The following is a 19,225-nucleotide window of genomic DNA, read 5'->3' on the forward strand; positions in this document are numbered from 1 at the left end:
TTTATGGCCCTGAGGCGTGTTGTTCCGCGGCCTTTTCCTTGTCGATCTGTTCGATCGCCTTGACCAGAAAGAGCCTGGCCGCCTCCAGGTGCTTGTGCATCGCCGTCGCAGCGGCGTCGGCGTCGCGTTTCTTGAACGCGGCGTGGATGTATTTCATGCCGGTCAGGGCGGCCTTGCGGGCGGCCGGGTCGCCCAGGGTCAGTACGCGCAGGAAACGCACATGGCCGACATACTGGTCGAGCAGCTTGGACATGCGCCGGTTGGGCACCAGCGCCCGCCAGGCATAGTGGAAGCGGCTGTTGGCCTCGAGGAAGGCACGAAAGTCGCCGCTTTTTTCGGCGGCGACCGCATCGTCTATTGCCGAGGACATGCTGGCCAGGTCGCTGGTTCCGGTCACTTCGGCGACGGCGCTGCGGGCAGCCGCCGGTTCCAGCAGGAAGCGCAGTTCGTAGATTTCAGCGATGTCGGCATCGGTCAGTTCGGGAACCACGAAGCCGCGCCCTTCGACCACGATCATGCCTTCGCTTTCGAGCCGGGCGAGGGCTTCGCGCACCGGGGTTCGCGATACGCCTAGCTGCGCCGCGAGGCTGACTTCCTGAAGGCGCTCACCGGGGCGGATATGATGGCTGCCGATGTTGTCGCGCAACTGGTTGTAGACCCGGTCGGCCAGGCCTGCCGGTCGTTCCAGGGGCTTGATTGACGTGTTCATGGCAGAATCGATCGCACTGTTGCGCTCGCGTCATGGAATACTGGATACTGTATACGCAGTACACAGAGGGTGTCAATAGCAACGGGTGCAACGCATGGATTTTTCCCTGGAACAACTGGCATGCAACATCGCGGCCGGACAACGTCCCGCCCTGGCGCGCGCGCTGTCGCTGGCGGAGCGCGATCCGGCGTCCGCCGCCGCGCTGCTTGCCGCGCTCGCGGACCGGCTCGGGCGCGCCCATGTGATCGGCATTACCGGCCCGCCGGGCGCCGGCAAGTCCACCCTGGTCGGCGTCCTGGCGCGGCAGTTGCTGGCGGCCGGGCATCGCGTCGCAGTGCTGGCGGTCGATCCGTCGAGCCCGGTCACTGGCGGTGCGCTGCTCGGCGACCGCTTCCGCATCGGCGAAACCGCCGGTGACGACCGATGCTTCGTGCGCTCCACCGCCACGCGCGGCAGCCTCGGCGGCCTCACCGGCGCCGCAGGGCAGATGGTGCGCCTGATGGATGCGGCCGGTTTCGACCTGGTGCTGGTGGAAACCGTCGGCACTGGACAGTCCGAAATCGATGTCGCGCAACTCGCCGATTCCCTGCTGGTGGTTTTTCCGCCCGGGCTGGGCGACGAGCTGCAGGCGATCAAGGCCGGCATCCTCGAACTGGCGGACCTGCTGGTGGTGAGCAAGAGCGATGCACCCGGGGCAAAGCAGGCCTGCCAGGCTTTGCAGGGCGTCGCGCCGCTGTGGCGCAAGGCGCCGACCATCCATCCGGTCAGCGCGTTGTCGGGGGAGGGCATCGCCGAACTTGTCGCGGCGGTGCTCGACCGCGCACGCGACGGGCGCTCCTCTGCGCGGCCGCCTGCAGCGGCGCCTGCCCTGCGCGAGGCGTTGGCAATAATGCGCTGCGAAATGGATCGCCACCTGCCATTTCTCCCCGCAGCAGGATTGACCATCCGACTGCCGGATATGGAGCCCAACGGCGGATCCTTGACGCTCGAGGTCGAACTTGACGCCGCGGCCGCCGGCGACCGATACGCGCTTGGCACGGCCGTCGGTGCGCTGGTGGTCCTGGCCGCGGACGCCGGATTGGACTGTGGCGTCGTACCGGCAACTGCGGCCAATGGCACGGTCCGCATGGTCCTGACGCGCCGCTAGCGGGCCCGCGCTTCAAAAGTCGGCGCTGGCAATACGGCGGGAGTCGTCCGCCGCCGATTCAAGCGGCGTGGTGGAACGTCGTCGAGACGCGGGCGCGATAGGCGACAAGCTTGCCCTTGTCGGTTTTCATGTCGCGCTTGTTTACTTCGGGACGGCAACGCGCAGTTCGCCCCGTGTTCTGGCCGCGGATTCGACGGTCGAACGCGCGGCGTTTTTCAGGGAAGTCAGGTGCGTACAGCTACGATCTTGAAGACCGGATTTGCGCGGCCTGATTTCCCGGTCATGCCGGCATCCCCGCGGCGACCCGTCCGTGCCCGATGTAGCCCATGCCCAACTGGGTAGGTGTCATGGCCCAGTCGTCGAGCAGCGGCGCGATGCGATCCCACGGCGTCGTCAGTTCGCCTGGCGACCCGTTGTAGCCGTGGTTCTTCAGGTAGACCCAGGGATTCAGCGGCGCCAGCCAGCCGGAGAAGTACTTGATGCCGGCGATCGCGACCATCGCCCGGGGACGCGCGCAGGCCATCAGTCGCGCCAGCGCGACCGGCGAGCGCAGCACGTCGTGCGCATAATGGAACAGCAGCGCATCGACCGGTTCGGGCAGGCTCAGTTCCTGGGCCGCGCACTGGATCAGCATAACGTTGCCCCACCCGGATTCGATCCGGCGGCGTTCCGCGATCGCCAGCATCTCCGGGCTCTGGTCGCAGCCGTAGATCGCGCCGTCCGCGCCGACGGCGGCCTGCAGCAGGGGCAGGCTGAGCCCGGTGCCGCAGCCGACATCCAGCACCCGCTGCCCCGGCTGCAAACCCAGCGCGGCGACCGCGCGTTCGCGGATCCCTTGCGTCGGCCCGCAACTCGCGTCGTAGCCGGCGGCGCGCTTGCGGTATTTGGCGATCGAACGGGCGCGGATCGAGTCGTCGGACCGGGGTGGAGTCGGGACGGAGTTCACGGGCGTTGGCGTCATCAGCGGAACCACGCGAGTATCCCGTGCCGAAAGGAGGCCGTCAATCGGGGGCCAGGCTCGTGGAGCGTAGTGGTGCGGCGCCTATAATCGCCCGATGAGCCGGACTACCTCGACATGAAGGCGACCACCTGATGCCTCCGCCGACCGGGTCCGGCCTGTCCGGCGCCGGGCGTGCTGCCCGCGCGTGCGTGTGCGGCTTGGTGGCGACCATGTTGCTTTGGCTTTCGTGGCCCGCAAAAGCGCAATCCGCCGCGCCGGCCGTCGTGGATGACATGCTGGCACGGGTGCTTGCCGCCGTGGCGAGCCAACCGCTGAAGGCCGCGCCCTTCATCGAGCGGCGCTCTTCGGCGCTGGCCGCCACTCCGCTCGAATCGCGCGGCACGCTTAGCTACCAGCCGTCCGGCAGCTTCGAGAAGCAGACCGTGACGCCGATCAAGGAGCGCATGACGGTCGGCCTCGATGCAATCACGATCCAGGGTGCGCAGGGTGCGGCGCAGGCGATCCGGTTGGACGCGCAACCGGCACTGGCGGCCTACGCCCACGGCTTGCGGGCCGTTCTGGCGGGCGATGCCAGGCCGCTACGCCAGCATTTCGACACGCAATTGACCGGCGGCCTCGATCATTGGGAGATCCGCCTGCGGCCACGCGATGCGGCGGTCCGGCGCGGCATCGCGCAGATCGTCGTGCGCGGCGAACGCGGTCAGGTGCAGGTGGTGGAAACCACCGAGACCGGCGGCGACGTCAATGAATTGACCATCCTTTTGCGCTCTCCTGCCGCTGCGCGGCCGGGCAGGTAGTCCCCCGGATGAGGCGCGGCTTCTGGCTGCTCTGGTTGCTGGTGGTCGTGCTGTCGGCGCTGCAGGTCACGCGCACCGGCGTCGTCACCGACGCGACGTCCTTCCTGCCTGGGCCGGCCAATGCCGAGCAGCGCCTGATGGCCGGGCAACTGCGTGACGGCATCTCGACGCGCATCCTGATCGTCGGCCTGCGTCTTCCGGCAGCCGGAGCGTCGCCGCCGAAAACGGCCGAGCGCGAGGCGCTGGCCGCCGCGAGCCATGCCTTGCGCGACCTGCTGGCCGCGAACAGCGCCTTCGCCTGGGTCAGCAACGGCGACGTTTCGCGCCATGAGGCAGAGCGCGAGCGCCTGTTTTCCGCACGTTACCTGCTGAGCCCCGGCGTCACCCCGCAGGCGTTCTCGGCGGACGGGCTGGCCGAGGCAATGCGCCGGTTGGAGGGCGAACTGGTTTCTTTTCGCGGCGGCGCGATCAAATCGCTTGCCGCCGCCGATCCGACGCTCGAATCACTGCAACTGCTGGAGCACGGTTCGGCGCAATTCAAGACGCGCGGCGACGCCGATGTCTGGTTTTCCGCCGACGGTCGTGCCGTGCTGCTTATGCTGGAGACCGCCGCGCGCGGGCACGACATCGACGGTGTGCGCGACGCCATCGGCGTCGTTCGCGGTTCGGCGCAGGCGGTACTGAAGGACTGGCCCGCCACGGTCCCCATCCCGGCCATCGAGTTCGCGGGCGCCGGCCACTTCAACGTGCTGTCGCACGACGCCATCGGCCGCGACGCCGGGATGCTGTCGATGATCGCGACCGTGCTGGTCTGTTCCCTGCTGCTGTGGGTTTTGCGCAGCCCACGCTTCCTGCTGCTGGCGATCATTCCGGTCGGCACCGGCACGCTCGCCGGGTTTGCAGCCGCCGGCCTGGTCAATGGCAGCATCCACGGCATTACGCTGGCCTTCGGCATCACGCTGCTGGGCGAAGCGGTGGACTACGCGATCTACAGCTTCGTCCAGCGCGATGGCGACGGACGTCATGCGTCGACATTCTGGGCGACGCTCTGGCTAGCCGTCGCCACCTCCCTGATCGGCTTCGCGGCGATGTTCTTCTCCGGCTTCCAGGGACTGCAGCAACTCGGCCTGTTCTCCATCGTCGGCCTGGTCGTGGCCGGAGCCTGTACGCGCTGGCTGCTGCCCGAGCTGTTGCCGGCGCCCCGGCGCGATGCTTCGCGCCGGGTGGAGGCAGGCCTGGCGCGCGTCACCCGGGTTCTGCGCGGCTTTCGCTGGCCCTTGCTGCTGCTGGCGGTCGCCATGGCGGCGCTGATCGCGGCGCGTGGGGAATCGATGTGGCGCGACAACCTCGATGCGCTGTCGGCCAGTTCGGCGCAGGACACGGCGCGCGACCTGCAATGGCGCGACGATATCGGCGCCGCCGAGTTGCGTTCGATGCTGGCGGTGCGCGGTGCCGATGTCGATCAGGCATTGCTACGGGCCGAGGCCGCCGCGGCGACGCTGGATCGCCTGGTGCGCGAGGGTGAGATGCGCGGCTACGACAGTCCCGCCCAATTGTTGCCAAGCCGCGCCGTGCAGCGCGCGCGGCAAGCCGCGCTGCCCGAGCCCGAAGCGCTGCGCGCGCGGCTCGGCAAGGCACTCGAGGAGAGCCGGCTCCGGGCGACCGCCTTCGAAGCCTTCCTCGCGGACGTGGCCGCCGCGCGCAATCGACCGCCGATCGAACGCAGCCATTACGCGGGAACCCTGATTGGCAGTTGGCTCGCCGGCCAGGTGATCGAGTCGGAGGACGGTGCCACGGTGCTGATCCTGCTGCGCGGCCCCGTGCCGGGACACCGCATCGGCGCCAAGCTGCGCCAGGCGAACCTGCCCGGAGTCAGCCTGCTCGACTTGCAAGGCGACGTGGAAGCACTGGTCGCGGACTATCGCCGGCAAACCTTGCACACCGCGTTGCTTGGCGCCGTCGGCATATTCCTGGTGATTGCGCTGCAGCTTCGCGATCGGCGGGCGCTGGGCGCGATGCTGGCGACACTGGTGGCGACGGTGTCGATCACGGCCGGCGCGCTGCTGCTGCTCGCGGGCAGCCTCACCGTGTTCAACCTTGTTGCCTTGCTGCTGGTGGCGGGCGTCGCCTCGAACTACGCGCTGTTCTTCGCTACCCTGTCGCCGGATGCCGCCGAGCGCCAGCGGACCAGCCTTTCGGTGCTTCTCGCCGGCGCCTCGACCTTCATCGTGTTCGCGGTGCTGGTCGCGTCAACGACGCCGGTGCTGGCGATGATAGGCAGTACAGTCGCCATCGGCGCGGCGGTCGGCCTGATCTGCAGCATGGCCTTCTCTCCGCGCTGAGTCGGGGCATCGGGGGCGTGGCGCCAGCGACCGAAGGAAGTTCCTCTGGGGCGCCGACTCTTGGACGGGGCTTCAGCCGGCCTGCGTGTCTTCCGTGACGCCGTAGCCGAGCAGTTGGGCCGTGCGCACCAGTTCCGGCGCTGCCAGCGCCTGACGGTCCGCACTGGACAGGGCGTCGGGCGGATTGGAACTGCCGCGATGACGGCGACCGAAGGCCGCCAGGTCGAAACGTTCGGGAGCGATTCCGACATGGGTGGCCATGGCGTCCACCACGACCTGCGGATCGGCGACCATGTCTTCATACCTGACGATCAGCACCTGGCCCAGGCGTGGCGCGGACTGCAGCAGTGACTGGACGCTGGTGGTCCAGATCGACGCGAAGCGCACCGGGTCCGACCCGCAATGCAGGCCGTACCATCCGGTCGATTTCAGGGAGCGCAGGGCGTCCGCCGGGTGGCGCACGCTGTAAATGAAGCGCGCGTCTGGAAACAGGGTTTTCAGCAGCAGGGCGTCGTTGCCGTCGTGGCGGATTTCCTTGAAGCCCCAGCGCGGATAGCCCAGGCGGCGTGCCTCGGCCCCCATCGATTCGGTGAACAACGCGCGCAGGCCGTCGATGAAGGCCTCGATCGGCGGCGTCAGGTTGGGAATCCAGGCATCGTGACCGTGGCGGGCGAAAGCTTCCTGCTGGTGAGGGCCGCCGGTCAGCTCACGCCAGGCCCGCAGGCGCCTGAGCAACTGGCTGGAAGCCGCGACCATGGCACCGTCGTGTTCGCCCCAGATCATGATTTCGTGGGTCGAAATCAGCAGGCGCTGCAGCAGGGTGCTGCCGGTCCTTCCGGCGGAACTGAAGATGAAGACCGGAGACAGCTCGCCGCTCATGGGCGGCAGGCTGCGGCAGGCCGGCCGGGAATTGCCTGTATCGCAAAAATCCGCCGGACGCACGCCGGAAATCGACGCCATGACATTTTCAGCACTCCACTGGATATCCGGATACAAAACCGCGATCGGGCGGTTCGGGCTTCAGCACCGCAAGCGCATGAGCCCGCTCGAACGCTTGCGCCAGGAACCGATTTCGTTCGCTGCCGCGGAGTATCGCAGATACGGGATGGCAAGCCGATGACGTGCGCCGGCTTCCATGTCGCAGGCCAAGGCAAGCCGACAGTTTTTGCGGGCTATCCGGACCTATCAGCCGCCGGCGATGATCGGCACCAGTTGCACGCGATCGCCGCTCGACAGGGCCCTGGCGGCTTCACCGGAAAGCACCATTTCGCCATTCACCGTGATGTTCCACGACGGATCGTCGAGCGACTTGCGGGCTTCCGGCAGGTGGCGACGCAGGGCCATGCGCAGTTCGGCGACGTTGGCCACCGGCCGGTCGATGACGATGGACTTTTCCGGGGCGCCCGGCAGCGGGCGCGGCAGTTCGACGCGGACGGCGAAGCCGGTGGCGGCCAGCGCCAGCTTCTCATGCCAGTCGGCGTGCGGCACGCTTTCGGCATTGAGGCCGGTGAGTTGGTAGAAGCGCTGCTTCATGGCGTCGAATTCGGCACGGTCGATCTTCTCGCCCTTGAACGGGCCGGTATCGATGGTCTCCTCGAACCAGCGCGCAGGCAGCGTGTCGTCCTTCGCACGCAGGCCGAGGCGGAAGTTCAGCAGGTGTTCGATACCGGTGACGTTGCGGCCGACCTCGTCAAGTTGCTCGGCACTGACCGGTTCGCCGGTCATGGTGCGCAGTTGCGTCGCGAAGTCACCGCAGTCGGGCAGGGTGGGGGAGTTGAACAGCTTCGTGTTGAAGCGGCACATGCCGACCGAGTCGCCGACGGCGAAGGTGTTCTCGCAGCGGCGCACCGCGATTTCCTTGCCCTCGTAGCTGTTCGGCTGCGGCGCCACGGTGCCGCCGTAGAGCTGGGCCTTGAACGGCGCGTCGTCATTGACGCGGGCATTGATTTCCAGCGTGACGCGGTTGCGCAAATGGTCCATGCCGCGCGTGGCGACCGAAAGGCCGAGGGCGAAGGCCTTGAGGATGCGCGCATCGTGTGGATCGGACTGGAACAGGCCCTTGACCGCCATGCGGTATTCCAGCGCTTCGCGCGGGTACTTGCCGGTGTCGACGGCGCGCGCCGAATCGGCGATGGTGTCGCCGAAGCCTTCGCGCTTCGCGGTCATGAACAGCAGCTTCTCGATGCTGTCGTAGTTGCCCCACGACAGGTCGAGCCCGCCGGTGTGGCTGGCGTTGATGACGCCGCGCTGCCAGAGCTCCATGGCCCAGGAAATCGCGCTGCCGGTGGAGGCCGAGTCGAGGCCGAGGTCGTTGAGGATGTTATTGAGGCGCAGCACCTGTTCCGCCTCGCGCAGGCCGATCATCGGGCCGAACTTGCCGACCGTGACGTACTCGGGGCCGTCGCCCTTGTCGTATTTGTCGAACTTTCCGTCGCCCTTGATGCCGTTGTAGGTGCGCAGCTTGTGGTGGTCGATGTCGGCCTGGGCCTTGTCGTAGCTGGCGTTGCCCTTGAGCCCCATCAGCGCGGCCGAACCCCAGCCGCCCTTCCCCTCGGGCGTCATGTCGTTCTGATTGCGGCACTGCACCGGGCACTTGAAGCAGCCATCCATGGCCGGCCGGTAGGGGTCGAAATTGTCGGCATCGAGCGATTCGTGCCAGGCGGTGGTCTGGTTGTTCAGGGTGCCCAGGGCGCCCAGCACCCGCGACGGCTTGTAGAGGAAGGGCGTGCCGACCTGCTTCAGCGCGTTCTTGATCACCGAGGTCGAGGTGATCTTTTTGCCGATGATCTTGTTGTGGGCCTTGAGTTCCTTCGCCAGCGGCGCCTCGGCCGGCTTGCCCTGGATCATGATGGCCTTCAGGCGCAGCGCGCCCATTTTGGCACCGCCGCCGCCGCGCGCCCAGATCGACTTGATGCCGCCCATGATGCCGCTGCACAGCACCTGGTTCTCGCCGGCCGTGGTGATGCGCGCCAGCGCCATGTCCTTGCGCTCGGTGCATTGGAAGTCGCGCTCGATGGCGGCGGCGGTGTCGAGGTTGTCGAGGCCGACATAGGGTGTCGCGTCGAGGAACTCGATGGCATCGTGCGAGATTTTCAGCAGCGTCCATTGCGGCGCCAGGCCGTACAGCACGATATGGTCGTAGCCGAGGCGCTTGGTGAAAGCGGGAAAATAATCGCCCGCGCTGGCATCGAGGAAGGCGTAGCTGTCGGGCGAACGGCTGGTGAAGTTGCCGCGCGTGGCCGAGGGCATGCTGCCGGTCAGCGTGCCGGCGCCGAAGATCAAGGGAACTTCGGGATCGAGTGCGTCCTTGTTTTCGTCGAGCAGGTTGTAGAGCAGCACCATGTTGGCGCCGCGGCCGCCGAGGAAGGTGCGCATGATCTCGGCCGGCAGGTACTTGCTGTGGGTCTCCCCGCGTTCGAGGTCGACGAACAGAACGGCGCCCTGTGTCGGGTACTGCGGCGTGTCGTGCATGCGCGCGCAAAGCTGGTCGATTCGGATCCTGATACTCATTACCGGTTCTCCATGGCAAGGCCGTTGCGATGGCAGATAGTCTACATCATCAATGATTGGAAGTCCATCAAAAATGGACGACAGCCAGCGCCCCACAGGGACTTCCTTTGGTCTCCGGCGGAACGGCGCTCCGCGCTCAGCGGTGTTCGGGAAAGACCTTTTGCAGCAGCGCGATGAAGGTTTCGCGCTCGGCCGCGCTGAAGTTCTGCAACAGGCGTTTTTCGTGCGCACTGACCTGGCGTTTCAGCTTGCGCAGCAGCGCGGTGCCGGCCTCGGTCAAGCGGATGGCGTTGGAGCGCCGGTCATGCACCGAGGCACGACGTTCGACCAGGCCGCGCCGTTCCAGGTTGTCGATCACGGTGACCACCGTCGAGCGGTCGAGCTGGGTGGCGCGGGCCAGTTCGCTCTGCTTGAGGTCGGGGTTGGCCTCGATGATGACCAGCACGCCGAACAACCCGGGCGTGACGTCCTCGCCGCCGAGGCCCTGCGAAAAATCGCGGAACAGGGCGATCTGGGCCATGCGCAACTGGAAGCCGACCAGTCCGGGCAGCATGCCCAGGTCGATGGTGGATTTTTTGCGGGAATCGGAGTTGGCAGGCATGGCTGGACCGGGCGGGTTGGTGGACAGGGCGAGCAAAGCACTCGCAGGCGGATTATCGCCGCGCCAAATACCCTGCGTCAAATAATGGGATTTCCACCAAAGCGGTGCGGGGGTGTCATGCACAGGGATCAAGCCAGCAGGGAGGCCTTGAACGCCGTGTCGCCGGCGCCGACTTTTGGTCTTGAAGCAATTCGGTCCGCCTCCGAAGTTTCAATAGCGCCATCACACCGACGACCGCTGGTGTTGAGGGAGCAAGCCGAGCTGGATTCCGGCCCCGGATCGAGGTCCGGGGTGACGTTCTTATCCCGGAACAGCCTCCTGCCCCGGACTTGATCCGGCGACGAGGTTGTACCGGGCGGGCCGAAGTCCGCCCTCCAAAGGGCGATGCCTGGCTAATCGAGCTTCACATGAAAGCGCTTGGCCTTCATCTCGAATCGCGGCAGCATGTTGCGCGCGACGTGGTGCACGCGCGGGCGGAAGGCCAGCATGGAGTCGAGCTTGACGGCGATTTCATGCACCACCTCCGGGTCGGCCCCTTCGCAGAGTTCGACCTCGATGTCCATCTCGTCCATCTGCTTGACCTTGTTCACCGTGATGCGGAATTCGTCGACTTCGGCAAACTTGCGGATGATGTTCTCCACGCCGGCCGGGAAGACATTGACGCCGCGCACCGTGACCATGTCGTCGGCGCGGCCGAGGATGCCCCCTTCGAAGCGCAGCGAGGTGCGGCCGCAGTCGCAGCGTTCGTAATTTGCCTTGACCAGGTCGCCGGTGCGGTAGCGGATCACCGGGAAGCCCCAACGCCCGAGGTTGGTGATCACCAGTTCGCCGCGCTCGCCCGGTGCCACGGCTTCGCCGGTCACGGGATTGATCACCTCGGCGATGTATTCGCTTTCGATCAGGTGCGTGCCGCCGGGCTGGACCTGGCATTCGAAGGAATGTGCGCCGACTTCCGAGGCGCCGGCGTGGTCGAAGCACTTGGCGGTCCAGGCGGTCTGGATGCGCTGCTTGGTCGCCGGTATGTTGGCGCCCGGTTCGCCGGCATGCACCGTGGCCTTCATCGGGATCGTGCTGATGTCGAAGCCGATTTCGTGGGCCACCTCGGCCAGGCGGAGGGCATAGGTCGGCGTGCAGCACAGCACCGTGGCGCCCGTTTCGCGCATCAGTTCGAGACGCTGCTGCGAGTCGCGCCCGCCGCCGGGAATCATGGTTGCGCCGATCTTGCGCGCGCCTTCGACGGCGGCCCAGAAGCCGATGAAGGGGCCGAAGGCGAAGGCCATGAACAGGCGGTCGGAGGCGGTGACGCCGGCGCCGGCCAGCACGTGGCCCCAGCAGCGGCCCCACCAGTCCCAGGATTCGTTGGTGTCCATCACCTTGAGTGGCACGCCGGTGGTGCCCGAGGTCTGGTGCAGGCGCACGTAGGCTTCCACCGGATAGGTCAGGTTGCTGCCGAAGGGGCCGTTCGCGGCCTGGTCGTCCATCAGCTCGCCCTTCTTGGTGAAGGGCAGTTTCGCCAGGTCGTCCATGCTGCGGATGTCCGCCGGCGACACGCCGGCCGCTTTCCATTTGGCGGTGTAGAAGCCGTTGCGGCCCCACAGTTCGGCCATCATCGCCTGCAGCTTGCCCAGTTGCAGCGCCGCCAGTTGCTGGCGCGGCAGGGTTTCGGTCGCTTCGTCGAAATAGCTCACGTGCATTTCTCCTCGTTCATTTCAAGCGCCCGGGCATCGAGGCCCAGGTCGGCCATCAGGCAGCGGAATTCCACAGTCGTTCGGTCAGGCGGCGGGCCAGCACCGGCGCCACGCCGCGGCGATAGAGCATGTCCACCACGGTGGTGCGCATGGCGCCGGCGGCGATCTCGGTCTGCCCGGTGATTACGGCCAGCGCCGCGGCATCGAGCGGTTTGCCTTTGAGTTCGGCCAGGCCGTCGACCGCCAGCGGCCGCGAGGCGACGCCGGTACAGGCGATGCGCAGGTCTTCGATGGCGTTGCCCTTGCGCTTCAGCGCCACGGCGACGCCGGCCAGCGGGAAGTCGATGGCGCCGCGCACGCGCACTTTCTCGTAGGCGCTGGCCCAGCCCTCGTGCAGCGGAACATGCACCCCGACCAGCAGCTCGTCGGGCGCCAGGGTGAGCCAGGCCATGCCGTCGTCGCGATAAAAGTCGGCGATGGCGACACGGCGGCTGCCCTTCGGCCCGAGGATTTCGAGCTCGGCGGCGAGCACGATCAGGGCCGGCGCCACGTCGCCGCTGAAGGCGGCGTAGCAGCGCTTGGATTTCTTGGCAACGCGGCAGCCTTCGCCCTTCAGTTTCATGCAGTAGTCGTTGCTCTCGCGCCAGAATTCGCTCTGGTTGTAATAGACGCAGCGCGTGTCGAGGCAGAGGTTGCCGCCCAGCGTCGCCGCCGCGCGGTGCGTCGGGCCGGCCACCGCTTCGGCGGCCTCGGCCAGCGCGGTGTAGCGGGCGCGGATCGTCGCGTCGCCGGCGATGGCCGCCAGCGTGGTGCCGGCGCCGATGCGCAGGGCATCGCCGCCGGATTCTATGTGCGCCAGTTCGGCGATGCCGCCGAGGTCGATGACGACGCCTGGTTCCGCCAGGCCGCGGCGGATGTTGGGCAGCAGGTCGGTGCCGCCGGCGATGTAGCGGCTGGCGGCGTTGGCCGCGCGCATGGCGACGGCATCGGCGGCGGTGGTCGGCCGCAGCAACTGGAAATCGGGCATGCTCATAGTGCTTGCTCCTCGTTGGCGGCGGCGTTGCGGGCCTCCTGCATGGCGGCGAACACGCGCGGCGGTGATATCGGCAGTGCCCTCACGCGCAGGCCGGTGGCATCTTCGACCGCGGCGGCGACCGCCGACATGATCCCGGACAGCGGGCCTTCGCTGGCTTCCTTGGCGCCGAAGGGGCCGTTGGGGTCCATGCTTTCGACAATATGCACCTCGATGTCGGGCGATTCGACGATGGTCGGCACGCGGTAGTCGAGCATGTTGGGCACCATGTGGCGCCCGTTTTCGTAGATGGTTTCCTCGCACAGGGTCTGCCCCAGGCCCATCCAGACGGCGCCTTGCACCTGGCCTTCGACCGCCATCGGGTTGATCGCGCGACCGCAGTCGATGGCGGCCCAGATCTTGTCCACGGTGACGATGCCGAGGTCCATGTCGACGCTGACCTCGGCCGCCTGGGCGACGTAGGAGAATCCCATCGAGGAGCCGACGGCGCCGCCGCGCTGCTTGCCGCCCTGGAATTCAGGCGGGCAGGTGAAGGTGCCCTTGACGTTGAGCGTGCCGGTGCCGACCAGGGCTTCTTCGGCGATGTCGGCGAAGGGGATGTGCCGGTCGGGATCGCTGGCGACGGCAGCGGCTTCGCCGTACCAGACCACTTCGGATTCCTCGACCTTGAGCCGGCGGGCAGCGGCGGTGACCAGCAGGCGCTTGAGGTTCTCGGCGGCATCCAGTGCGGCATTGCCGACCATGTAGGTGACGCGCGAGGAATAGGATCCGTTGTCCTTCGGCGTTACGGCCGAATCATTGGCGACGACGCGGATGCGGTGGTAGTCGATGCCGAGCACTTCGGCCACGATCTGGGTGACGACGGTGGACGAACCCTGGCCGATGTCCGAGGCGCCGGTGAGGATGGTCACCGCGGCGTCGAAGTCGAGCTTGAGCACGATCACCGCGTGGGGTTCGCCCGACCAGTGCACCGGCTTGGCCGAGCCGCTGACGAAATGCGAGCAGGCCATGCCCAGTCCCTTGCGGATGTTGCCGCTGCCGCCCAGCTTGCCCTTGCGCGCGGCCCAGCCGCTGACATCCTCGACCCAGTCGATGCATTCGCCGAGGCCGTAGGAGGTGACGCGCAGGCCGTTGATGGTCTCGGTCGGCGCCTTGAGCAGGTTGCGGCGGCGCGCGGCGATCTGGTCGAGGCCGAGTTCGGTGGCCATCGAATCGAGCAGGGATTCGAAGGCGAAGCGGATGTTCACCGTGCCGTGGCCGCGCATGGCGCCGCAGGCCGGCGTGTTGGTGTAGACCCGGTAGCCGTCGTACTTGACCGCCGGAATGTCGTAGAGCCCGTTGATCAGCGCACCGGCGTAGAGGATGGTGACCAGGCCGTAGCCGCCGTAGGCGCCGCCGCGCTGTACGACCTCGGCCTGGCAGGCGGTGATGCTGCCGTCGCGCTTGAGGCCGAGCTTGATCCGCATCTGGCTTTCGGGGCGGCCGCGATGGGCGAGGAAGCTTTCCTCGCGCGTCTGCGCCAGGCGCACCGTGCCGCGCGCGGCGCGGGCCAGCATGCCGCAGATAACCTCGAAGTTGAGGCATTCGGTGCGATGGCCGAAGCCGCCGCCGCTGAAAGGCTTGATGACGCGGATATGGGCCGCTTCCATTTTCATGCAGCGCGCCAGCGTCAGATGAACGTAGTAGGGCACCTGGGTCACCGACCACAGCGTCAGGTGGCCGCGCTCGGTATCCCAGGCGGCGAGCGCCGCATTGGGCTCCATCATGGCGTGGTGCACTTCGGCGCATTCGTAGGTTTCCTCGCGCACGAGGTCGGCGGCGGCAAAACCGGCGGCGACGTCGCCGAACTCGTTATGCACTTCGCGTTCGATGTTGCCCTGCTTCTTTTCGTGCAGCAGCACGGCGTCGGCCTGGCGCGCGTCGGCCGCCTTGAAGTAGGCCGGCAGCTCGCGCACCTTCAGGCGGATGCGGGAAATCGCCAGGCGCGCCGTGGCTTCATCGACCGCGGCGACGGCGGCGATCGGATCGCCGATGTAACGCACCTTGTCGCGCGCCAGCGGAAATTCGTTCTGCGCGATGGGGATCACGCCGTAGGGCATGTCGCACTCGTCGCCGGTGATTACGGCGCGCACGCCGGGCAGCGCCAGCGCCTCCGAGATGTCGACTTCCAGCAGTTCGGCGTGGGCATAGGGGCTGCGCAGCAGCAGGCCGACCAGGGCGTTGTCGGCCGGCAGGTCGGCGGTGTAGCGGGCGGTGCCGGTGACCTTCTCGACGCCATCGACCAGCGGCCGGCGGGCGCCGACGCCGTGCGGCGCGGAGGCGTTGGCGATCTCCTTGACCTGGGTTTCCGGCGCGTTCATGCCGAGGCTCCGGCGGCGGCTTCGACCGATTCGATGATCTTGACATAGCCGGTGCAGCGGCAGAGGTTGCCGGCCAGGGCACCGCAGATCTCGTCGCGCCCGGGATGCGGATTCTTGCGCAGCAGGCCTTCGGCGGCCATGATCATGCCCGGCGTGCAGAAGCCGCACTGGGTGCCGAGCTTTTCGTGGAAGGCGCGCTGCAGGGGAGAAATGTTGCCCTCGGTGGCGAGGCCCTCGACGGTTTCGACGCGGCGTCCGGCGAGGCTGTGCGCCAGCGTGCTGCAGGCCAGGCGCGGCTCGTTGTCGACCAGCACGGTGCAGGCGCCGCACTCGCCGCCGTCGCAGCCCTGCTTGGTGCCGGTGAGGCCCAGCCCCTCGCGCAGGTAGTCGAGCAGCAGCGCGTTTTCGGCGACGGCTTCCTCGCGCCAGCGCCCGTTGATCCAGAGACCCAGTATCCGCTTCATGCTTCCTCCTCCATTTTTTCTGACTGGTCCGCCTTGGCGGCGGTTGCCGCGGCTCAGGCCGCTTTCTGCGCCTTCAGACGTTCGTACTTGGCCTGCAGTTCGTCCTTGCTTTCCTTGTGCGCCGGGTCGGGCACGATGGCGCGCACCGGGCAGACCTTGACGCACTGGCTGATCGTGAAATGGCCGACGCACTCGGTGCACTTGTCCGGGTCGATGGTGTAAACATCGTCGTCATCGACGGAGATCGCCTTGTTCGGACAGGGCGCCTTGCAGACGTCGCAGGCGATGCACAGTTCATTGATGATGAGGGCCATGCCGGGTTCCTTTCGCGTGTGGGGTTGGGTCGGGCTATTCTTGGGAGAGAGGCGGATCGGGGTCGTCGATCGCGCCGTCGTCGGGGCCGCAATCGGCGAGGCAGGACTCCAGCCAGCCGATGTGCTCGCGCTCTTCGGCGGCGAACTGGCTGGCGAGGATGCGTACCTCGTCATCGCTGGCGCGCTGCGCGATGCCGGCATAGAAATCGCAGGCGCGCCGTTCGTGCATCAGCGCCAGCTCCACGGCGCCGCGCACCGACATGCGGTAGCTGACCTGGTCGATGGCGATCGCCTCGGGGCTTTCGCCGGTGGTCCATTTGAAGTCCCAGGGCGCGTAGTGCGGCAGTTCATAGCGGCTGCACATTTCGGTGAGCTCGACCAGATGCGATTTTTCCTCCTTTTCCAGGCGGCGGAAGATGGCGGCGACACCGGTCTTGCGGTGGGTCTCCATCTGGTCGGCGAGTTCCTCGTAGCGCTCGGCGGCCTCGGTCTCCATCGCCAGCGCGTGCGCCAGCAGTTCGGGCAGGCTGTCGATCACGTTGTTCTCGGCGGCGTTGCTCATAGCGCGAACCTCGCTTCGAGCTCGGCAATCGAGCCGTCGCTGTTTTCATGCTCGGGGCGGAAGGGGGGACGGCTGCCTTTGAAGAGCACTTTTCCGACGTTGAAGCCATCGTCGGTCATCAGGCGGCGCGCGGCGCGCGCGGCGTCATCCGTGTAATCCACCACCGCCATGCGCACGATGTCGCGCCATTCGGCCTGTTCTGGGCGGAATGTGACGCAGGGGCTGAGCACCTGCACCAGGGAAAAGCCCGGATGCTGGATCGCCTCGACAATGATCTTGGCCATGTTGATTGGGTCGCTGGCCGAGACGCGGGCGATGAAGTTGGCGCCGGACGCCAGCCCTACCACCAGCGGCTGGAAGGGGTTGATGCCGGTGCCCTCGGGAGTCAGCTTGCTGCCTTCCCAGTCGGGCGAGGTGGTCGGCGAGGCCTGACCCTTGGTCATGCCATAGACCTGGTTGTCCATGACGATGTAGGTCAGGTCGACGTTGCGCCGGCAGGCGTGGAGGAAATGATTGCCGCCGATCGAGAAACCGTCGCCGTCGCCGCCGGTGACGAGTACCGTGAGGTCGGGGCGGGCGAGCTTCAAGCCGGTGGCGACCGGCAGGGCGCGGCCGTGCACGCCGTGGAAGCCATACACGCTTGTGTAGGCGGGAATCCGCGAGGAGCAGCCGATGCCGGAGACGACCGCGACTTCTTCCGGTGGCAGCGACAGTTCCGCCAGGGCGCGGGTGATCGAGTTGAGCACGGTATAGTCGCCGCAGCCCGGACACCAGATTGGCTTGAGCTCGGACTTGTAGTCCTTGGCTTTGTAGGTCTTCTTCTGCGCGCAGCTTTCCATCAGGCGCTCCCGGAGGTGAGTTGGTTAAGTTGGTCGAGGATCTGCCGCGGGCCGAAGGGTAGCGGGCCGCCCTGGTGCAGCGACACCGTTTGCGCCGGCAGGTCATAGAAGGCGCGCAGCATGCGGTAGAACTGGCCGCTGTGCGACTGCTCGACCACCACCGCGCGTTTTATGCCGCGCAATGCTTCCGCCATTTTTTCCGGCTGCACCGGGGCGATCAGGCGCAGCGAGATCAGGCGCGCCTTGCCGCCGGCGTCCGCATGACGCTGCAGGGCCTCGCGCGCCGGCCCGGTGGCGGAACCCCAGGTGATGATCGCCGTGTCCCCCAAGGGGACTTCCTGCGGGGCGTCGCCAGCGACAGTTCCAAAATCTTCGATGTCGGCCCAGTGGTCGCCGTAGTTGTACTGGCTGATCTTGCGGCTGCGCTTGTCCATCTGCGCCTGATGGTCCGAGGCCTGCGAGGAGGGCGTGCCGAATTCGTTGTGTTCCAGGCCGTCGGCGGTATGGGTGAGGCCCGGCGTGCCGGGGATCGCCATTGGCGAGACGCCGGAGCCGGTCATTGCGTAGCGCTTGTAGCGTTCGCCTTCGACGGCGGCAGGCGCGGTCAGTCTCTGGCCGATGAAGGCCAGCTCGGCGGGCCTGGGCAGGATGGCGCGGGCCTGGCCCATGGCCTGGTCGGTGAGGACGATGGTCGGCACCTGCATGGCTTCCGCCAGATGCACCGCCCATTGCGTGGTGAACAGGCAGTCGGACACCGAGTTGGCGGCGACCACGACATGCGGCGCATCGCCGTGCAGGCCATACACGGCGATGTTGAGGTCGCTCTGTTCCGATTTGGTGGCGATGCCGGTCGAGGGACCGACGCGCATCACGTCGACCACCACCAGCGGCACCTCGGCGGCGACGGCGAGGCCCAGCGATTCGATCATCAGCGACAGGCCGGGGCCGGAGGTGGCGGTCATCGCCGGCACGCCGCCGTAGGAGGCGCCGATGATCTGGTTGATCGAGGCCAGTTCGTCCTCTGCCTGCACCAGCATGCCGCCGACCTTGGCCAGCGAGGGCGCCAGCCATTCGAGGACTTCAGTGGCGGGCGTGATCGGGTAGGCGGCGACAAAGCGCACGCCGCCACGGATCACGCCGAGGCCGGTGGCTTCATTGCCGGTGATGCTCCACCGGGGTGTGCGTTCGGCGGTTACGGCCGGCAGGCGTGGTATGGCGGGCAGGGTGGTGGCGGCATCGATGCCGGCGAAGAAAGCGGCCATGCTGGCTTCGATCGCTGCCGCACCTTTCTTCTTCAGTGCGCGTTCGACCGCGATGCGCATGGCGGCGGGCGGCAGACCGATCAGCGCCGCTATGGCGCCTAGGGCGACCATGTTGGGGCGGCCATTCTCGATCTTTTCGGCCAGCGCGATCATCGGCAGCGCGGCCTGCCGCGGCTTGCCGGAGAGCAGGGCAGCGGGGGCGTCGCCGTGTGCCGGATCGCCGACGATCAGGCTGTCTGCGACCAGCGGAATTTCGGCGGAGAAGCGGCTGATGTTTTCCCAGTCGATCGCCATCAGCAGGTGGAAGCTGTCGTCGTGGGACATGACAGGCTCGGTGGCGAAGCGCAGCATGGAGGCCGCCTCGCCGCCACGGATCTGCGGCCCCGAGGAACGGCTCATCAATGCATACCAGCCGGCCTGGGCGGCGGCTTCCAGCAGCAGGGATCCTGCGGTCACCACTCCCGCGCCGCCGCTGCCGGCTATTACCAGCGAGACACTCTTGACTGTCACGAGCTTCCTCCCTCTACGTTGTTGCGCCGCGCTTGCGGGCGGCGACTGGATGATTCAACCCTGAAATATGCAGAGATAAATAACCTTGTTGATGGCGTAGGATAAACGCGAAAACGGTGGAAGTCA

The 19,225-nt window shown here is 67.1% G+C and carries 17 protein-coding genes; 4 read left to right on the forward strand and 13 right to left on the reverse strand.

Annotated elements, in window-relative coordinates; all coding sequences use genetic code 11:
* Position 1 precedes the first annotated feature (1 nt).
* The gene (locus tag J0M27_RS03085; RefSeq protein ID WP_294987344.1) at positions 2 to 709 is read right to left on the reverse strand and encodes a GntR family transcriptional regulator; all 708 of its coding nucleotides are present in this window, start codon (positions 707 to 709) and stop codon (positions 2 to 4) included.
* A gap of 94 nt (positions 710 to 803) precedes the next feature.
* On the opposite strand from J0M27_RS03085, the gene meaB reads away from it, so the two are divergent.
* Complete coding sequence (meaB, locus tag J0M27_RS03090; protein WP_294987347.1) at positions 804 to 1,856, forward strand: methylmalonyl Co-A mutase-associated GTPase MeaB; 1,053 nt, start codon at positions 804 to 806, stop codon at positions 1,854 to 1,856.
* Positions 1,857 to 2,136: 280 nt separating this feature from the next.
* On the opposite strand, the gene J0M27_RS03095 is transcribed toward meaB, so the two are convergent.
* Complete coding sequence (locus J0M27_RS03095) at positions 2,137 to 2,817, reverse strand: class I SAM-dependent methyltransferase (protein WP_294987349.1); 681 nt, start codon at positions 2,815 to 2,817, stop codon at positions 2,137 to 2,139.
* Positions 2,818 to 2,948: 131 nt separating this feature from the next.
* Here J0M27_RS03095 and J0M27_RS03100 point away from each other — a divergent pair, with 131 nt between their 5' ends.
* Positions 2,949 to 3,614, forward strand: coding sequence for a LolA-related protein (locus tag J0M27_RS03100; protein WP_294987351.1), 666 nt, complete (start codon positions 2,949 to 2,951; stop codon positions 3,612 to 3,614).
* An 8-nt stretch (positions 3,615 to 3,622) separates the two neighbouring features.
* On the forward strand, positions 3,623 to 5,956 hold the full coding sequence (locus J0M27_RS03105) for an MMPL family transporter (protein WP_294987353.1): 2,334 nt from the start codon (positions 3,623 to 3,625) through the stop codon (positions 5,954 to 5,956).
* A gap of 72 nt (positions 5,957 to 6,028) precedes the next feature.
* Here the strand turns inward: J0M27_RS03105 and J0M27_RS03110 are convergent, their stop codons facing one another.
* A complete protein-coding gene (locus tag J0M27_RS03110; protein ID WP_294987354.1) occupies positions 6,029 to 6,835 on the reverse strand; it encodes a sulfotransferase in 807 nt (268 codons plus the stop codon).
* On the opposite strand from J0M27_RS03110, the gene J0M27_RS03115 reads away from it, so the two are divergent.
* Positions 6,807 to 7,076 carry a hypothetical protein gene (locus J0M27_RS03115; protein ID WP_294987355.1) on the forward strand — a complete coding sequence of 90 codons (270 nt, stop codon included), beginning with the start codon at positions 6,807 to 6,809 and terminating at the stop codon, positions 7,074 to 7,076. The genes J0M27_RS03110 and J0M27_RS03115 overlap by 29 nt on opposite strands.
* A gap of 65 nt (positions 7,077 to 7,141) precedes the next feature.
* Here the strand turns inward: J0M27_RS03115 and J0M27_RS03120 are convergent, their stop codons facing one another.
* The 10 genes from J0M27_RS03120 to J0M27_RS03165 form a co-directional block, all read right to left on the reverse strand.
* Positions 7,142 to 9,466, reverse strand: a complete 2,325-nt coding sequence (locus J0M27_RS03120) for an aldehyde ferredoxin oxidoreductase C-terminal domain-containing protein (RefSeq protein ID WP_294987357.1) — start codon at positions 9,464 to 9,466, stop codon at positions 7,142 to 7,144.
* A gap of 136 nt (positions 9,467 to 9,602) precedes the next feature.
* Positions 9,603 to 10,067 carry a MarR family transcriptional regulator gene (locus tag J0M27_RS03125; protein WP_294987359.1) on the reverse strand — a complete coding sequence of 155 codons (465 nt, stop codon included), beginning with the start codon at positions 10,065 to 10,067 and terminating at the stop codon, positions 9,603 to 9,605.
* Positions 10,068 to 10,459: 392 nt separating this feature from the next.
* Positions 10,460 to 11,755 (reverse strand): AMP-binding protein, encoded by a 1,296-nt coding sequence (locus tag J0M27_RS03130; RefSeq protein WP_294987360.1) that lies wholly within the window; start codon positions 11,753 to 11,755, stop codon positions 10,460 to 10,462.
* Between the two features lie 55 nt (positions 11,756 to 11,810).
* Positions 11,811 to 12,788, reverse strand: coding sequence for a 4-hydroxybenzoyl-CoA reductase subunit beta (gene hcrB, locus J0M27_RS03135; RefSeq protein ID WP_294987362.1), 978 nt, complete (start codon positions 12,786 to 12,788; stop codon positions 11,811 to 11,813).
* Positions 12,785 to 15,148, reverse strand: a complete 2,364-nt coding sequence (hcrA, locus tag J0M27_RS03140; protein ID WP_294987364.1) for a 4-hydroxybenzoyl-CoA reductase subunit alpha — start codon at positions 15,146 to 15,148, stop codon at positions 12,785 to 12,787. The genes hcrB and hcrA overlap by 4 nt, the downstream gene beginning before the upstream one ends.
* On the reverse strand, positions 15,145 to 15,612 hold the full coding sequence (gene hcrC / locus J0M27_RS03145; RefSeq protein WP_294987366.1) for a 4-hydroxybenzoyl-CoA reductase subunit gamma: 468 nt from the start codon (positions 15,610 to 15,612) through the stop codon (positions 15,145 to 15,147). The genes hcrA and hcrC overlap by 4 nt, the downstream gene beginning before the upstream one ends.
* A gap of 53 nt (positions 15,613 to 15,665) precedes the next feature.
* Positions 15,666 to 15,926: a YfhL family 4Fe-4S dicluster ferredoxin gene (locus J0M27_RS03150; RefSeq protein ID WP_294987368.1), complete on the reverse strand. Its 261-nt coding sequence runs from the start codon at positions 15,924 to 15,926 to the stop codon at positions 15,666 to 15,668.
* A gap of 34 nt (positions 15,927 to 15,960) precedes the next feature.
* A complete protein-coding gene (locus tag J0M27_RS03155) occupies positions 15,961 to 16,488 on the reverse strand; it encodes a ferritin family protein (RefSeq protein WP_294987370.1) in 528 nt (175 codons plus the stop codon).
* Positions 16,485 to 17,327, reverse strand: a complete 843-nt coding sequence (locus J0M27_RS03160; protein ID WP_294987372.1) for a 2-oxoacid:ferredoxin oxidoreductase subunit beta — start codon at positions 17,325 to 17,327, stop codon at positions 16,485 to 16,487. The genes J0M27_RS03155 and J0M27_RS03160 overlap by 4 nt, the downstream gene beginning before the upstream one ends.
* Positions 17,327 to 19,099 carry a 2-oxoacid:acceptor oxidoreductase subunit alpha gene (locus J0M27_RS03165; RefSeq protein WP_294987374.1) on the reverse strand — a complete coding sequence of 591 codons (1,773 nt, stop codon included), beginning with the start codon at positions 19,097 to 19,099 and terminating at the stop codon, positions 17,327 to 17,329. The genes J0M27_RS03160 and J0M27_RS03165 overlap by 1 nt, the downstream gene beginning before the upstream one ends.
* Between the last annotated feature and the right edge of the window lie 126 nt (positions 19,100 to 19,225).

Origin of the sequence: Sulfuritalea sp. (assembly GCF_017302275.1) — a bacterium.
GTDB lineage: Bacteria > Pseudomonadota > Gammaproteobacteria > Burkholderiales > Rhodocyclaceae > Sulfuritalea.

What these genes read in the sequence shown, in the direction of transcription:
- J0M27_RS03085 (WP_294987344.1), bottom strand. Translation starts at nt 709, where the DNA reads ATGAACACGTCAATCAAGCCCCTGGAACGACCGGCAGGCCTGGCCGAC.
- meaB (WP_294987347.1), top strand. Translation starts at nt 804, where the DNA reads ATGGATTTTTCCCTGGAACAACTGGCATGCAACATCGCGGCCGGACAA.
- J0M27_RS03095 (WP_294987349.1), bottom strand. Translation starts at nt 2,817, where the DNA reads ATGACGCCAACGCCCGTGAACTCCGTCCCGACTCCACCCCGGTCCGAC.
- J0M27_RS03100 (WP_294987351.1), top strand. Translation starts at nt 2,949, where the DNA reads ATGCCTCCGCCGACCGGGTCCGGCCTGTCCGGCGCCGGGCGTGCTGCC.
- J0M27_RS03105 (WP_294987353.1), top strand. Translation starts at nt 3,623, where the DNA reads ATGAGGCGCGGCTTCTGGCTGCTCTGGTTGCTGGTGGTCGTGCTGTCG.
- J0M27_RS03115 (WP_294987355.1), top strand. Translation starts at nt 6,807, where the DNA reads ATGAAGACCGGAGACAGCTCGCCGCTCATGGGCGGCAGGCTGCGGCAG.
- J0M27_RS03110 (WP_294987354.1), bottom strand. Translation starts at nt 6,835, where the DNA reads ATGAGCGGCGAGCTGTCTCCGGTCTTCATCTTCAGTTCCGCCGGAAGG.
- J0M27_RS03120 (WP_294987357.1), bottom strand. Translation starts at nt 9,466, where the DNA reads ATGAGTATCAGGATCCGAATCGACCAGCTTTGCGCGCGCATGCACGAC.
- J0M27_RS03125 (WP_294987359.1), bottom strand. Translation starts at nt 10,067, where the DNA reads ATGCCTGCCAACTCCGATTCCCGCAAAAAATCCACCATCGACCTGGGC.
- hcrB (WP_294987362.1), bottom strand. Translation starts at nt 12,788, where the DNA reads ATGAGCATGCCCGATTTCCAGTTGCTGCGGCCGACCACCGCCGCCGAT.
- hcrA (WP_294987364.1), bottom strand. Translation starts at nt 15,148, where the DNA reads ATGAACGCGCCGGAAACCCAGGTCAAGGAGATCGCCAACGCCTCCGCG.
- hcrC (WP_294987366.1), bottom strand. Translation starts at nt 15,612, where the DNA reads ATGAAGCGGATACTGGGTCTCTGGATCAACGGGCGCTGGCGCGAGGAA.
- J0M27_RS03150 (WP_294987368.1), bottom strand. Translation starts at nt 15,926, where the DNA reads ATGGCCCTCATCATCAATGAACTGTGCATCGCCTGCGACGTCTGCAAG.
- J0M27_RS03155 (WP_294987370.1), bottom strand. Translation starts at nt 16,488, where the DNA reads ATGAGCAACGCCGCCGAGAACAACGTGATCGACAGCCTGCCCGAACTG.
- J0M27_RS03160 (WP_294987372.1), bottom strand. Translation starts at nt 17,327, where the DNA reads ATGGAAAGCTGCGCGCAGAAGAAGACCTACAAAGCCAAGGACTACAAG.